The 14795-nt window shown below is 45.7% G+C and carries 9 protein-coding genes; 5 read left to right on the forward strand and 4 right to left on the reverse strand.

Annotated elements, in window-relative coordinates; translation table 11 throughout:
* Window positions 1-130: 130 nt before the first annotated feature.
* Window positions 131-850: a response regulator gene (locus tag RIG66_RS08440; RefSeq protein WP_446377088.1), complete on the forward strand. Its 720-nt coding sequence runs from the start codon at window positions 131-133 to the stop codon at window positions 848-850.
* A gap of 376 nt (window positions 851-1226) precedes the next feature.
* Here RIG66_RS08440 and RIG66_RS08445 read toward each other — a convergent pair whose 3' ends face one another.
* Window positions 1227-3260, reverse strand: a complete 2034-nt coding sequence (locus RIG66_RS08445; RefSeq protein WP_446377025.1) for an ATP-binding protein — start codon at window positions 3258-3260, stop codon at window positions 1227-1229.
* An 89-nt stretch (window positions 3261-3349) separates the two neighbouring features.
* On the reverse strand, window positions 3350-4297 hold the full coding sequence (locus RIG66_RS08450) for a phosphate/phosphite/phosphonate ABC transporter substrate-binding protein (RefSeq protein ID WP_446377027.1): 948 nt from the start codon (window positions 4295-4297) through the stop codon (window positions 3350-3352).
* A gap of 554 nt (window positions 4298-4851) precedes the next feature.
* Here RIG66_RS08450 and RIG66_RS08455 point away from each other — a divergent pair.
* Together RIG66_RS08455 and RIG66_RS08460 are read left to right on the forward strand one after the other, a co-directional pair.
* Window positions 4852-6546 (forward strand): choice-of-anchor I family protein, encoded by a 1695-nt coding sequence (locus RIG66_RS08455; protein WP_446377029.1) that lies wholly within the window; start codon window positions 4852-4854, stop codon window positions 6544-6546.
* A gap of 294 nt (window positions 6547-6840) precedes the next feature.
* On the forward strand, window positions 6841-7116 hold the full coding sequence (locus RIG66_RS08460; RefSeq protein ID WP_446377031.1) for a GlsB/YeaQ/YmgE family stress response membrane protein: 276 nt from the start codon (window positions 6841-6843) through the stop codon (window positions 7114-7116).
* Between the two features lie 220 nt (window positions 7117-7336).
* Here the strand turns inward: RIG66_RS08460 and RIG66_RS08465 are convergent, their stop codons facing one another.
* Both RIG66_RS08465 and RIG66_RS08470 read right to left on the reverse strand, forming a co-directional pair.
* Entirely contained in the window at window positions 7337-7576 is a 240-nt protein-coding gene (locus RIG66_RS08465; RefSeq protein ID WP_446377033.1) for a hypothetical protein, read from the reverse strand.
* A gap of 50 nt (window positions 7577-7626) precedes the next feature.
* Window positions 7627-8976: a hypothetical protein gene (locus RIG66_RS08470; protein ID WP_446377035.1), complete on the reverse strand. Its 1350-nt coding sequence runs from the start codon at window positions 8974-8976 to the stop codon at window positions 7627-7629.
* A 105-nt stretch (window positions 8977-9081) separates the two neighbouring features.
* On the opposite strand from RIG66_RS08470, the gene RIG66_RS08475 reads away from it, so the two are divergent.
* Together RIG66_RS08475 and RIG66_RS08480 are read left to right on the forward strand one after the other, a co-directional pair.
* Complete coding sequence (locus RIG66_RS08475) at window positions 9082-9672, forward strand: CpcT/CpeT family chromophore lyase (protein WP_446377037.1); 591 nt, start codon at window positions 9082-9084, stop codon at window positions 9670-9672.
* A gap of 255 nt (window positions 9673-9927) precedes the next feature.
* Window positions 9928-14658 (forward strand): CHAT domain-containing protein, encoded by a 4731-nt coding sequence (locus RIG66_RS08480; RefSeq protein ID WP_446377039.1) that lies wholly within the window; start codon window positions 9928-9930, stop codon window positions 14656-14658.
* Window positions 14659-14795: the final 137 nt, after the last annotated feature.

The following is a 14795-nucleotide window of genomic DNA, read 5'->3' on the forward strand; positions in this document are numbered from 1 at the left end:
AAACCCCTGCCCAAGCTGGCATACAAAACAATATATGATGAAAATTACCCAGATCCGAGAGAAGGAGTCAAACAGTCCTACATCTCTCAATGACCAAGATCAAACGAATTTGAGTTCTGAAACATTGATGGTGAGTCCTATGCGTGTCGTCCTGATTGAAGACCATAACCTTACGCGGATGGGTTTACAAGCCGCTTTACAAGAACAGGATGGAATTGAAGTCGTCGGAGAAGCGGCGAATGCGACTCAAGGATTGAAGCTGCTGGAAAGCCTAAAACCCGATGTCGCTATTGTGGATATCGGTTTACCGGATATGGATGGCATTGATTTGACTCGCAAGTTCAAGAGTAGCCATACAGATACCCAGGAGCCAGAAACAAGGGTTCTCATCTTAACCATGCATGATAGTGAAGATGCGGTACTGGCTGCTTTTGCGGCTGGAGCCGATTCCTATTGCATGAAGGATATTGAAATTGAACAGCTTGTCGAGGCGTTAGAAGTAACCCAGGAAGGGAACGCCTGGATTGATCCAGCGATTGCCAGTATTGTTTTACGACAGGTAAAACGAGATCCATCCTCTGAAATGGCGGCGAATCAAGATCGAACTGTCAAGATTGATGGGGTAGGTCCAGAGTACGAACAAGTCATCGAAGCCTATCCTTTAACTGAACGGGAATTAGAGGTACTTGAGTTAATTGTGGCAGGAGCCAGTAATGCCGCGATCGCGGAGAAGCTTTATATTACGGTAGGCACAGTAAAAACCCATGTCCGCAATATTCTGAATAAGCTCTGCGTTGATGACCGCACCCAAGCCGCAGTCCATGCACTCCGTTCTGGATTAATTACTTAGGGGTTGCTGAATAAGTGTTGTGGTGAGGGTAGGGAACAGGGAATAAGTTCAACTAATTCCTGATACCGGATGCAGGATAATTCCCGATACCTGATGCAGGGCGACCCGATAAAATTAATAGGTGGGTCGTGTTCATTTGTGCAGCGGGTCGCCCCTACGGTGTTTGTCCACAAATAACCAATGACAAATGACAAATGACAAATGACAAATGACAAATGACAAATGACAAATGACAAATGACAAATGACAAATGACAAATGACAAATGACAAATGACAAATGACAAATGACAAATGACAAATGACAAATAACCAATGACAAATGACAAATGACCAATGACCAATGACCAATGACCATCCCCGTCGTTAACTGTAATTTTATCCACCTAATTGTGATGAAGAGACTTTTTCCGGCTTCGGATCTTTGACCTTAGCTGGTAGGTAAAAGCTAAACGTCGAGCCAACACCAACCTCACTTTCCACCGTAATATTACCGCCCATCATCTCACAGAACCGTTGGCAAATCGCCAATCCTAGACCCGTACCTCCGTACTTTTTCGTAGTCGAATCATCGGCTTGGACAAACGGCTGAAATATCTTGGCTGCCTGCTCTGGAGTCATACCAATACCCGTATCGGAGACCGAAAAAATAATCCAATCAGAGGTTTGGTCGTCATTCCCAACATCAGGCATTGAAGCCCCAGCATCAGGCATTGAAGCCCTGTCGAGGGTTGCCGATGAAACCACAGACAATTCCCCATTCACCAGTAGCATTTTATCGTCCCCTTTCGAGTTACCATTTCCCTCATTTTCACTTTCACGAGTAACACTCAGTACAATCGTGCCATTCTCCGTGAATTTGGCGGAGTTGCTAATTAGGTTTAATAGCAACTGCTTAACCTTAGTTCGGTCAGCATACATTGTGCCAAGGGACGCCGCGCCATGAACCTCTATAGTATTCGTCTTTTTCTTGATTAGGGGTTGTACCGTCTTCTGAACTTCAACAATTAAAGTAGAGATATCGAAGCTTTCCAGATAGAGGCTCATCTTCCCGGCTTCAATTTTAGAAATGTCCAGAATATCGGTAATCAGATTCAAAAGATGGAGTCCAGAGTCGTAAATCTGCTGGAGATCCGGGACAAAATCGGTATACCCTAAATCCTCGGCATCCTCCCGGAGTAACTCACTTAAGCCGAGGATACCATTCAAAGGCGTTCTTAATTCATGACTCATACTAGCAAGAAAGGCACTCTTCGCCCGATTAGCCGCTTCCGCTTCTTCTTTTGCCTGTTGCAATTCAATTTGGACGAATTTCGCATCTGTAATATCCCGAACAATCGCTAAAACTTCTTGTTCACCACTGACCACCAACCGTGCTTCAAAATTTCGGCGATGATCCTCCACAAACAACTCATACTCAAAAATTTGGATATCTTGAGTCTTTAACGTTCGCTCGACATACTCTAAACATAATGTAGCCACCTCTTGGGGTAAAACCTCAGAGACAGGTTGACCCACCCAGGTTTCAGATGATTGTAGGTAAGACTCTCCTTTTGGTGCTTTAAAATCCAGAAAGATCCCATCTTGGCTAAACCGAAACATTAAATCGGGAATTGCATTCAACAAGGCACGATTTTTGGCTTCACTGTGTCGTAAATCTTCAGTCTGCTGTTCCAAACTTTCGATTAGGTTTCGCAGTTGGTCGGTCATGCTGTTAAAGGCACCCGCTAAAACTGCCAATTCGTCACTGCTGTCAATGACAATTTTATGACTCAGATCCCCTTTCGCCAGACGCTGGGTGGCGGCGGTCATCTGCTTTAAGGGTTCGGTAATCGAACGGCTTAGCAGTAGTGCTACTAATGTACCCACCATCGCCGCCGCCAGTCCCATGGCAATCCCTTCATTTCGTACCGCCGCCATCTTTGCCTTCAGCGGTGCTGTGGAAATCCCGACACGAACTGCCCCAAGCCGCTGACGCCCCAAAACGACGGCTTTACCCGCAAGGAGTTGGTCAGACTGCCATTTAAACACTGTTTCATTGCTTTCTACCAGTTCTTTGCCTAAGGGATCAGGTTTGACCCCATACGCTAAAACATTGCGGCTATAGGCATCCGCTAGCACCCGTCCATCTTTGTCATAAATCTGACCTGCCACTAATACCTGATCCTTGCCCAACTCTTCCATGAGTTCCTTCATATAAGACACATCGAGAAAGTAGAGCGAATCTTGGGTGGCGACGACTAAGGTATCTAGCAATAGGTCAGCCTGTTGTTCTAGTTCATCCCGAAAGGTTTCCTGCTGACGGCGTAGGGATAACATGGTAACGCTGGCGACCGCCACAATCACTAATGTGGTCATCGCCAACGTTATTTTGGTGGCTAGTGAACCTTTTTTTGGGTTGAATCTAGCCATGCCACTTATCTTCCTCCCCTTATTCCGATAACTGTTGCTTCCTGGCTGGTACATCTGGGCAAATTGTCGTTCAGGACAGCCTCTACCCCTTATTTTTTCTCCACCTGTTCATACAACTGGCGCATTTTATCGAGACTGGTTTCAACGGGAAACTCGTCAAACTTGGCGGTTTCCTCAAAGGTGGTGAGTACCTCTTTCCCTTCAGGTGTCTGATCCATTTCCATTAACACCGTCTTAATCTGTTGTACCAATTCCGGGTCCATACCGGGTCTGACGATGACCAGATGGCGAGAAATTTTCTGGGTTTCAGCCAGAATTTTCAGCGCTTGGCGGCTTTCTGCGGGGATTTCTTCCAAAAATGAGTAATCCGCCGCCCCTGCTGCAACTTCGCCACTCAGTACCCATTGGATCGTATTTTCATCATCACCGCTGTAAATATATCCCACCTCATCGGGGGCGACGGCTTCGTTTTGTGAGCCTTTTTCGACCATCTTCAAATCGGCGTCCAGCAGGGTATTCAGGGGTAAAAAATAGCCGGAGGTTGACACAGGTTCTTCAAAGGCGAGCATTTTTCCTTTGAGATCCGCTAAGGAGTCAATCTCGCTTTCTGCCAAGGTAAAGATCACCCCATAATATTCACCCTTGCCATCCTTCCAGCGGCGCAGGATGGGTTGGGCTCCCGATTTATCGCTGACAATCATCGCGGGGTAGGGACTGTCAACGTAGATATCGACTTTGCCTTCTTTGAGCAGGCTTGCCATTGTATCTAAGTCAGGGGCAACTTTCACCTCACCCACACCAATGTCAAATTTTTCCAAGCGGGCGGCTAGGTAATCCGCCATGGGCTGGAAATTCTCTAGCTTGGCAGCGGCATTTTTGTTAACGTCGGCAAGGACAAGGGTTCCAGTAGCGGTGGATTGAGGGGTTGGCGTCGATGTTGGCGTTTGTGATAAGCTGTTCTCTTCGGTAGAACCACAACTTACGAGGGTGGTGAACAAACCCAGCAGGACAACCTCTTTCAAAAATTTTGGCAACATTTGTTTAAACTCTCAATAATCACAAATTGTCGTTGATAACCGTGCAGTTGTTTCGCCTCAGCTTTTCTTGTCTGTTTAGACTCGAAAGGCGTCTCCAGTTTCTAGGTATGGGGATACCGCTTTGTCTTTAAGATTATTTTGTCAGTTTGCTGAATACATATCAAATTTTGACAAATTTGTTCATAAAGATTCCGTGAAGTTTTTTCGGGTTTTTGTTAAAGAGTTGATGAACCTGTCCCAGAACTCTTCCTTATTTGTGTAAGACCATGCTAAATAAGGAGTGCATCACATCACTAGGTAGTTTGACTCGACTTTTAAAGTTAATTTTTGTAAACAAATTGCTCTGTAGCGTTGGGTAGGAATTGTTGATATGTAGTTCTGTCCCTGGCAAGTGTTCATTTAGCTTGAATATATTAAGAAGTGTAAAAACATCAGCCCTTCTTACCCAAATCAACGGCAATGTTGCTTTACAAAACGTAACTTCTTGGGATTAATTATACCTACCCTCTCACTTATCGCTATCGACTATATCCGAATCAGGAGGTTCATCACCCATGTCTAGGCGTCAAAATTCACTCATTCATCGAATGCCGAGTATAGTTCAGTCAACCCTACAGTCAGCCGTCTTACTCGGTATGGTGGCGACACCAGCCGCCGCGATTAATTTGAAACTGGAACCTATTGGTTCATTCTCGACAGGAATTTTTGCGGACAGCACCGCCGAACAAACGGCGTATGATCCGATCACTCAACGGTTGTTCGTAACCAGTTCCGGTCAAAAGCAGATTAATATCCTTGATATTAGCAATCCGATGGAGCCGTCGTCGTTGTTCGATCCCATCGACGTTTCTGAATTTGGGTCACCCAACAGCGTCAGCTATAACAACGGTCGATTTGCTGTCTCTGTCACCAATGAGATGCCGCAAAATCCCGGTTTTGTGTTGTTCTTTGACTCAGAAGGGAATTCCCTACATGACCCCGTTTCGGTTGGTTCAGTCCCGGACTCACTCACCTTCACCCCAGATGGCACCAAGATTATTGTGGCTAACGAAGGGGAGTTGAGTGATGATTACTCAGATACTGATCCAGAGGGTTCTGTTAGCATCATTGACCTGACGGATTTTAGCGTAACCACGGCTAACTTTAATAATGTTTCCCTACCGTCAAACGTTCGCCTGTTTGGACCCAACGCTGATAACCCCTCTCAAAACCTGGAACCTGAATTTGTGACCGTGTCCCAGGATTCCACAAAAGCTTATGTTACCCTGCAAGAAAATAATGCGATCGCGGTGGTTGATATCGCCAGTGGTCAGGTAGAGAAAGTGATCGGGTTAGGTTTCAAAGATTATAGCGTGCCACCGAATGCCTTAGACGCCAGCGATGAAGACGGTGCGATCAATATCGCGAATTACGATAACCTGTTCGGGATGTACCAACCCGACGGGATTGCCTCCTATCTTGTAGATGGTCAAACCTATCTGGTTACCGCTAACGAAGGTGACAGCCGAGACTTTGACTTTTTTAGTGAAGAGGTGAGGGTAGGCGACTTACTGCTTGACCCAGAGGCTTTCCCCAATGCCGAAGAACTGCAAAAGGATGAAAATCTAGGTCGTTTAAAAGTGACCAATACTCTAGGGGATACAGACGGCGATGGGGACTTTGACGAACTGTATACCTTTGGCGGACGTTCATTCTCGATTTTTGATACAGACGGCGAACTCATCTTTGACAGTGGGGATGCGTTTGAACAGATTACAGCCGAGTTTCTCCCAGAGTTATTCAACTCCGACGACGAACTTAACCTATTTGATGATCGCAGTGATGATAAGGGACCTGAACCTCAAGCGGTGACGATTGCTGAACTCTTTGGTCGCACCATTGCCTTTATTGGTTTGGAACGCATCGGTGGAATTATCAGTTATGACATCACTGATCCGTTTAACCCCTTCTTCCTCGATTATGTCAACAACCGCGACTTCTCCGTTGAATTTAATTTAGATGAGGAAGGAGATCCTGATCCGACAGATGAACAGTTAGCTGCTGTTGGTGATTTGGGGCTAGAAGGGTTGCTGTTTATTGCGGCTAACGATAGTCCCAATGGTAATCCCTTGGTGGTTACTGCCAATGAAACCAGTGGCACCGTGAGTGTCTTTGAAGTTGAAAGCGTACCCGAACCCAGTTCTGTACTCGGTTTGTTACTGTTTAGTTCCTTAGGCTGGGTTGGATTAAAACGCAAGCGCCTCCACTAATACCGAGTTGCGCTCAAACGATAGGAAAAGCAGGGGGAGCTGGGGGAGCTGGGGGAGCTGGGGAAGCTGGGGAAGCAGGGGGAGCTGGGGAAGCAGGGGAAGCTGGGAAAGAATTAATTTGGGTGTAGAGACGTAGCATGCTACGTCTCTACATCTTCGGATAATCATCAATACTGATTTAGACAGAGTTAATTTATTTAATTAGGTAGAAGCGAAGAGTCACAGTAAATTGATAGGCTGAACCTAATAGAGGCATAGACACAACAATAAAGATTACATTAAGGAGAGAATTCTATGAATATTATTGCTTGGCTCGTATTAGGTCTAATTGCAGGCGCGATCGCGAAACTCATTTATCCGGGACATCAAGGCGGTGGAATCTTTGCCACCATTGGCTTAGGAATTCTCGGTGCTTTACTTGGAGGGTTTCTGGGTAAACTCTTGTTAGGCTCGTCCGGAGCCGCCGCTGCCGCTTCAGGCGCTCTGAGTATTGGCAGTATTATCTTTGCCGTTCTCGGTGCCTTGCTGTTGATCTTCATCTGGGGTTTAGTCACTCAGAAATCCGCCTAACAAAAAAATAAGATAGAAGGCAAAAGGCAGAAGGCTCTAAGGTTAATATCTGCTTTTTGCCTATTTTATAGGGGTAGGAGGAAAAGACACACTGCACGAATAAACTGATGTGCAGCAAGCCTTATGTAGTTGTCTATTCCTTCAACCCTTACGAATGACGTAGCTTGCTTCTCAAGGGTAGCGAGTATGACGAATGACAAATGACAAATGACGATCCCACCTACTTATTTCGCCAAATCTGCCAGACTGCGCCAACCGAAGCACCAACGCCCGCTAATAAACCCATTCCCATACCTTCGACCGTTTTAACCATGGGATCTTGCAACAAGCATTCATCGGTCGGTGTCGCAACACCTAAACACTGATTCAATTCTGCTTGAGCAGCAGTACCTCCCACAACCAGTCCCACCGCACTACAACTCACGACTAATAGGCAAAGGCGAATGATTTTTCTATCCATCGATAGAGATATTAGTAGATAATTTGCCCTATCCTAACCTATCCAAAGGATTATTGGAAACCTTTGGCGGCTTTCTTTTTCCGCTTGCCTTTAGACTTGGATTTGTGAACCTCAGCGACAGCCGACTCAAACAGATTGTGCAAATGCAGGGGAACGCTAGCAATTTCCGGGAGTTCCGGTTCTAGGGGTTTATGAAACTCTTGGTGAAGGGTAGGTTCTAACTCCTGCTGAAGATTAAAATCTGGACGATCTAACACTGTTTGTAATACCGTCTCCAGTTGAGTAGGATACTCCTCGGCTAGCTGTTGCCAGATAAACAGGTGAATCTGAGGATCATTTAAGTATTTGTGGACTCGTTGTTCAGCATTGGGATAAGTTTGCCAGTCTTCGGATGCTAGCATTTCTTGAAACTTGGTGTAACTGGGAAGGAACATCTGGCCCCAACGGGGATGAGAAAAAACCGTCACCTGTTCAGCGTTGCGGATATCGTCCGGTAAATCCACCTTAGGCGTCACCATGGGAGAGTTGGTGGAGTTGTCCAACATATTGCTAACCGCGTTGGCGTCTGCGCCAGCTTCTACCGCCGCTGATTTAACGTCCTCCTCATCCGTACCCGAATCTTGAATCATCTCTTTGAGGGACTTCGACGGATCGATCCCAGCCGCCGCTAGACGTTCTTGGGTCATTTTATCCCGCAGTTGAGCCAATTTTTGATTAAGCTGGTATCCAGGGAGGGTAACGCGATCGCGTCCAAAAAAGTCTACAAATGACTGATGATAGGTAGCGACAGAGTCCCAAGCCTGTTCTAACAGTTCCGGCGCATCACGGTAAAGAGCATTTTTGTAGTTATTCTTGAATTCCCCAATGGCTACGGCTAGCTTCGGCTGACTTAAGCGCCCTTTGGCAAGGATGGGACTAAAAATCATCCAGTAAGTATCGGTGACAGGGGCGAGGCGAGTGAGTAAGATTTCCCCAACCTTAAACCGCTGCATCTGTTCAATAGTGGTGGGATGAGTGGGTTTGGCGGTGTAATGCTTATCCGTTAGCCAATTTTTCAGTTCAAAGCCATCAGGGAGGATGTGGGTGAGTTCAAACAAGCCAATAAAGCTATCTCGCCATCGGTTTAACAACGTGCGATCGCGGGGTGTTAAATTAGGATGTTGTTCTAGGAACAGATCCAACGGTGTCTGATTGTCCACCTCACCCTCAGTCAAGAAGGTATCAATCACCAAGTTGCGCTGATTGATATCGTAGGGTTCTCGCGTCAACTGATCCGCCGCATAGCTTTCCAAGGCGACGGCTAACTCTCCGTCTGCTTCCAGTACGAAGTCCGTTAGGGCTTGTTTCAGATCTTTGGCTTGCTCTAGAATTGCATCCACAGAGGTTTGCTCACCGCTCAACTCTACTAGGGTACAGCAATCAAGACATGAATGCCTCTGTTATTGGGAATAAAATCAATTTAAGATTGATCCCGATCCAATATTTCGATTAAAAGATCGTTAATAATGACTCATTCTACTGACATTGCCACATTAGCCCGTTGGATGGCGGCTGACTTTAGTAACCAACAACAAGCCTTTGATAATCCGCCCTTTTATGCCCATATCCGGGTGTTTATGCGTCCCTTCCCCGCGTCACTCCTGGATGGCGTCAGTTTCTTTGTCGAACAAGCCTATGACTATCTTCTCAACGTCCCTTACCGCTTACGGGTGTTGAAATTAATGGTTGTTGGCGATCATATTGAAATTGAAAATTACACTGTTAAAGAGCCAGAAAAATTTTACGGCGCATCTCGTGATCTTAACCGCCTGCAAACCCTAACCACCGATCAACTAGATAAACTTCCGGGTTGTAATATGATTGTCGAATGGACAGGGAAAAGCTTTCAAGGACACGTTGAACCGGGCAAAGCCTGTAAGGTTTTCCGCAAAGGCAAGGAAACCTATCTGGACAGCACGTTTGAAATTGACGAAAATCAGTTTATCAGTTTAGATCGGGGACGCGATCCCGTAACCGATGAGCATATTTGGGGTTCTATTGCTGGTCCTTTTTACTTTGTCCGTCGGGCTAGTTTTGCCGATGAAGTGAAAATTTGAGCAACTGGTTAAATCTGACCTTGAATATCGCTGATGTAAAACCTGATAAATAGCTGTAGGGGCATGGCATTGTCGTGTCCTTATAGATATCAGGTTGAACTGTATCATTTAATTTCTAAAATTAACCGATCGCAAATCCCTCGACTACGATAGACAGTAGGATCTAATCCGCGATCGCACCAGCCGATCTCAGTTTTTCCACCGTTTGATGATCCACGCATCAAGACCCCAAAAACCACCCTTCCGGAGGATGCCATGACTACCGCCATTTCTCTTGTCATCACCACGTACAACCGAGAACGTTACCTCGGTGCAGCGATTGACAGCATACTGGCACAAACCTGGGGGGATTTTGAGGTAATTGTGTGGGATGATGGGTCAACGGATAGATCGGTTGCGATAGCCCAAGACTATGCTAAACGTGATCCGCGAGTTCGGGTTATCGCGGCTGAACATCAAGGACGAGGTATTTCACTGAAATGTGCGATCGCGCAAACCACAGGTTCTTATATCGGTTGGGTGGATAGCGACGATTGGTTAGCCCCCACCGCATTGGCGGAAACCGCCGCAATTCTGGATACTCAGCCAGATGTAGGGATGGTTTACACCGATTACTTAGACATTCATGAAAGCGGTAAAGTCATTGGTTACGGACAACGCTGTCGTGTTCCCTATTCTAAACAACGACTGCTGACAAACTTTATGACGTTCCACTTCCGGTTAATTCGTCGTTCTGTTTTCGATAGAGTGGGTGGAATTGATCTGCAAGCTGAATATGCAGAAGATTATGATTTGTGTCTACAGTTGTCAGAAACGACAGAAATAGCCCATATTTCCAAACCTCTCTATTATTACCGCAGCAACCCTGAGAGTCTTTCCTATCAGAATCGAGTACAACAGATTTCCCATTGTCATGCAGCCATGAGACGGGCGCTGCAACGGCGGGGATTGAGTGATCGCGTAGAAGTAGCTTTACAAACAAAAGGGACAGGCGCAACAATGCAGGCACGGTTCGCATTGAAACGCAAAACGCCGCTTCTATCCTCAACCCTGAAAATTGCTGGCTTATCTCTGGCAACTCTTTCAGGGGTAGCTATGATTGGGCAAAAAACAGTCCACGCTCAATCTATTACTATTACACCCGCTAATGATGGCACGGATACGATTGTCACTCCCTCAGGCAACCAAATCAACATCACAGGCGGTTCTCAATCGGCAGATGGCACAAATCTATTCCATAGTTTTGAAGGTTTTGGCGTTGATAGTAATCAGGTTGCTAACTTTATTTCTGAATCAACGATTAATAATATATTGGCAAAAATAATTGGGGGTGATCCCTCTATCATTAATGGACTCATTCAAGTTACAGGAGGCAACTCTAACTTATTTTTAATGAATCCGGCGGGAATAGTCTTCGGAGCCAATTCCCAACTAAACGTCTCGGCATCCTTTACCGCAACCACAGCAACTGGCATTGGCTTTAATGGAAGCTGGTTTAACGTATTTGCCAGTAATGATTATACCAACCTAGTAGGAAACCCCAATAGCTTTCGGTTTGAAACCTTACAGCCAGGAAGTATCATTAATATGGGAGACTTAGCTGTACCAGCCGCCGCGAATCTTTCCCTAATTGGGGGAACAGTTCTGAGTACGGGTACGCTGACAACCCCAGAGGGAAATATCACTATAGCCTCAGTACCAGGAACCAGTCGATTACAAATTAATCAAGCTGGACAAATCCTGAGTTTACAAATTGAACCGCCCACGAATAACCAAGGTAATCCAACACCGATTACACCTCAGATGTTACCTCAACTCCTTACAGGTAACGGTGTAGATACTAATTCAGACGTGACAGTTACTCCGGAAGGACAAGTTCAACTCACCAATTCAGGTACTGAAGTCCAAACTGGTGATGTCGCTGTTAATCAAATCAATGCTGGAACAGCTACCCTTTCAGCCCAGCAAAATCTGACTCTCATCGAGAGCCAACTTAGAACAAGTGGGGATATGAATCTCCTCGCTAACAACATAGTCTTTGTGCGTGATAGTATTGAGAATCCTTTTATTACCCAAGCGGGTGGGAATCTTTATATTCGAGGAAATCTGGGCATTGATATCTTAGCGCTGAATCATCTTTACCAGACTCCCTTTGTCAGTGGAGGTGATCTAAGTTTAGTCAGCGATGGAATTATTTCTGGAGATGCTCACTTTGCTAGTGGTGGCAGTTTTTCAATTTTAAACCTGTTGGGTAATTCAGGGGTATTTTATAGTGAACAAGATCCGATTATTAGTGCGATTGGTGATGTTGATTTCGGTGATTATACAGGGGTTTCGCTGAAAATAGAAGCGACAGGTAGTATTTCAGGAGGAAATATTACGATTACAGATGCAGACTTTACGCTCAGCGAGAGTGGAGATCCCGATAGTGATATATTAAGCAATCAACCTGCGCTGATTTTACGAGCAGGTTTGGATACATTGGACAATACTCCAAATGTTCCTATAGATGCGGGAGAAACTTCTTTCGATTCATCAGGAGAACCCTCATCCCCTGGCAATGTAACGGTTGGTGATATTGCAGTTGGTATATTTGATTTTGGTGAAGGAGTTGACCATTATGGTGGTCCAGTCATTATCGAAGCGAGTGGAAATATTACCACAGGTGCGATTGATTCCTTTAATGATGGCTCTGGTGAGTTAGATGCGGGAAGTGTCACTTTAGAGGCTGGTGGAAATATTGAAACTGAAAATATTAATTCATCTGGTTTCTTTAGTAATGGTGGGAATGTAGAGTTGCGAGCTGATGGCACGATAAAAACAGGAGCAATTAATTCCTCGACAACAGGGTTTGATCAGGTAGCAGGTTCTGTAATCTTAGAGGCAGGAGGGAATATTGAGTTTACCACTATAGATACTTCTGCGATCGGTCAAATGATATCAAATGTAACAGCAGGAGATGTCAGCATTATCGCTAGTGGAGTGGTGCAAGGAACGGGATTGCTTGCTACTAACACAACTATCTTAACGCGGGCAAGTAGTGATGACGACTTCGGTGGTACAACAATTCAAAATGGTTCTGTTGAAATCCAGCATGATGGCGGATCAGAAAATGTACCCTTCGTTGTTGGCAGTTTAACGACTAATGGTTTAGCAGGAAGTATCGATACTGGCGATAATAATTCTTTGTCTTCAGGCTCATTTCCAGTTTTACCAGAAGGCGGTGAAGCCCAGGGTACACCCAACGGTATTACTATCACGTCTGTTAATAGTCCACCCGAACTAACGCTAAATCCAACGCTACCTGACACAGAAGAAAATAAGCCTATTACGTTTACCTTTGACGATTTAAAGGCAACTCTAGAGGATGCAGATGGTGATACGAATTTGTCAATTGTCATTGATCAAATTAATGCCGGAACCTTAACCAAAAATGGAGTTACTCTAGAACCTGGAGACACAATTGAGGAAGGAGATACTCTGGGATATACACCGCCAATTGATGACATTGGTGACATTTCAGCGTTTACCATTGTAGGGAGCGATCGCGTCTCCTTCTCTGAACCACAACAGGTTAGCGTTAATGTCGTCGAGCCACCACCAACACCACCACCGACGCCAACACCGACGCCAACACCGACATCAACACTGGCGCCACCAGCAACTGATCTAATCCAAAATCAAGTCGAAGAGGAAATTGAATCATTCTCAGTAGTTCAACCCATCGCATCCAATCGCGTAAGTACCCCGATCAAAAGTGAGACAGAAGCGCGTCAAATTCTGAGTGAAATTGAACAAGCAACTGGGGAAAAACCCGCACTCATTTATGTCAGTTTTGCGCCAACCGAAATCTCAAAAAACACCAACTATATCGGATTAGAAACGAATAATACCGAGGCGTTTGATAACTACCTCAATCGCTCCGGTCCCCATGTTACAATTACTCCCCAAGAGAGTGATCAATTAGAACTGCTGATCATCTCCGCCGAGGAACCCCCGATACGGCGACGCATCGCTGGAGTAACCCGTGGACAAGTCCTAGAAGTCGCTCAGGAATTTCGCCGCAACGTCACCAATGTCAGGATTCCCCGTGACTATATCACTCCAGGACAACAACTGTATCAATGGCTTGTTGCTCCCCTAGAAGAAAATCTACAAACCCAAGAGATTGATAACCTCGCCTTCATCATGGACGAGGGATTACGTTCTTTACCTGTAGCCGCACTCCATGATGGCGAAGGATTTCTGGTTGAACGCTACAGCGTTGGTTTGATGCCCAGTCTATCACTCACCGATACTCGCTATGTGGATATCCGCAATGTTGGTGTTCTCGCCATGGGTGCCGATACATTCCAGGATCTGAATCCCTTACCTGCTGTACCCTTAGAATTATCCGCGATCGCAGGTCCCTTGTGGCAAGGGAAAGCTTTCCTTAACCAAGAGTTTACCTTAGAAAATCTCCAGAAAATCCGCTCATCTCAACCCTTTGGAATTGTTCACTTAGCCACTCATGGCGAGTTTCAATCGGGTAAGGCGTCTAACTCCTATATCCAGTTATGGAACCAGAAACTCAGATTAGATCAATTGCGGCAACTCGGATTAAACAATCCTCCCACAGAACTGTTAGTCCTCAGTGCTTGTCGCACCGCCTTAGGCGATAGAGAAGCCGAATTAGGGTTTGCTGGGTTAGCCATACAAGCTGGGGTGAAGTCCGCCTTAGGAAGCCTCTGGTATGTTAGTGATGCGGGTACTCTGGGATTCATGACTAGCTTTTATGACCATTTGCAACAAGCACCAATTAAAGCTGAAGCCCTGCGACAAACTCAACTGGCTATGATTAACGGTGAAGTACGGCTAGAGGACAAACAGCTAGTCGCTGGAGAACTTCAGATCCCCTTAAACCCCGAACTCGCCAAATTGCCAGACCAAGATTTTACCCATCCTTACTACTGGAGTGCTTTAACCCTTGTGGGTAGTCCTTGGTAGTAGTAGTGTGGCACACCTAAGCAAGATGAATTAACCCTTAGCCCAGAAACCGTAGGGGCGCACAGACGTGCGCCCGATTTAACCATAAAATCTATTCCCCAATTTTTACAGTTGGCTGACTGACCGGATAAATGCTA

The organism is Coleofasciculus sp. E2-BRE-01, assembly GCF_040221695.1.
In the GTDB taxonomy this organism is placed as follows: domain Bacteria; phylum Cyanobacteriota; class Cyanobacteriia; order Cyanobacteriales; family Coleofasciculaceae; genus Coleofasciculus.

Bases quoted from the DNA above. Each gene is read 5' to 3' on its own strand.
- RIG66_RS08445 (WP_446377025.1), bottom strand. From the start codon at position 3,260: ATGGCTAGATTCAACCCAAAAAAAGGTTCACTAGCCACCAAAATAACG.
- RIG66_RS08450 (WP_446377027.1), bottom strand. From the start codon at position 4,297: ATGTTGCCAAAATTTTTGAAAGAGGTTGTCCTGCTGGGTTTGTTCACC.
- RIG66_RS08455 (WP_446377029.1), top strand. From the start codon at position 4,852: ATGTCTAGGCGTCAAAATTCACTCATTCATCGAATGCCGAGTATAGTT.
- RIG66_RS08460 (WP_446377031.1), top strand. From the start codon at position 6,841: ATGAATATTATTGCTTGGCTCGTATTAGGTCTAATTGCAGGCGCGATC.
- RIG66_RS08465 (WP_446377033.1), bottom strand. From the start codon at position 7,576: ATGGATAGAAAAATCATTCGCCTTTGCCTATTAGTCGTGAGTTGTAGT.
- RIG66_RS08475 (WP_446377037.1), top strand. From the start codon at position 9,082: ATGACTCATTCTACTGACATTGCCACATTAGCCCGTTGGATGGCGGCT.
- RIG66_RS08480 (WP_446377039.1), top strand. From the start codon at position 9,928: ATGACTACCGCCATTTCTCTTGTCATCACCACGTACAACCGAGAACGT.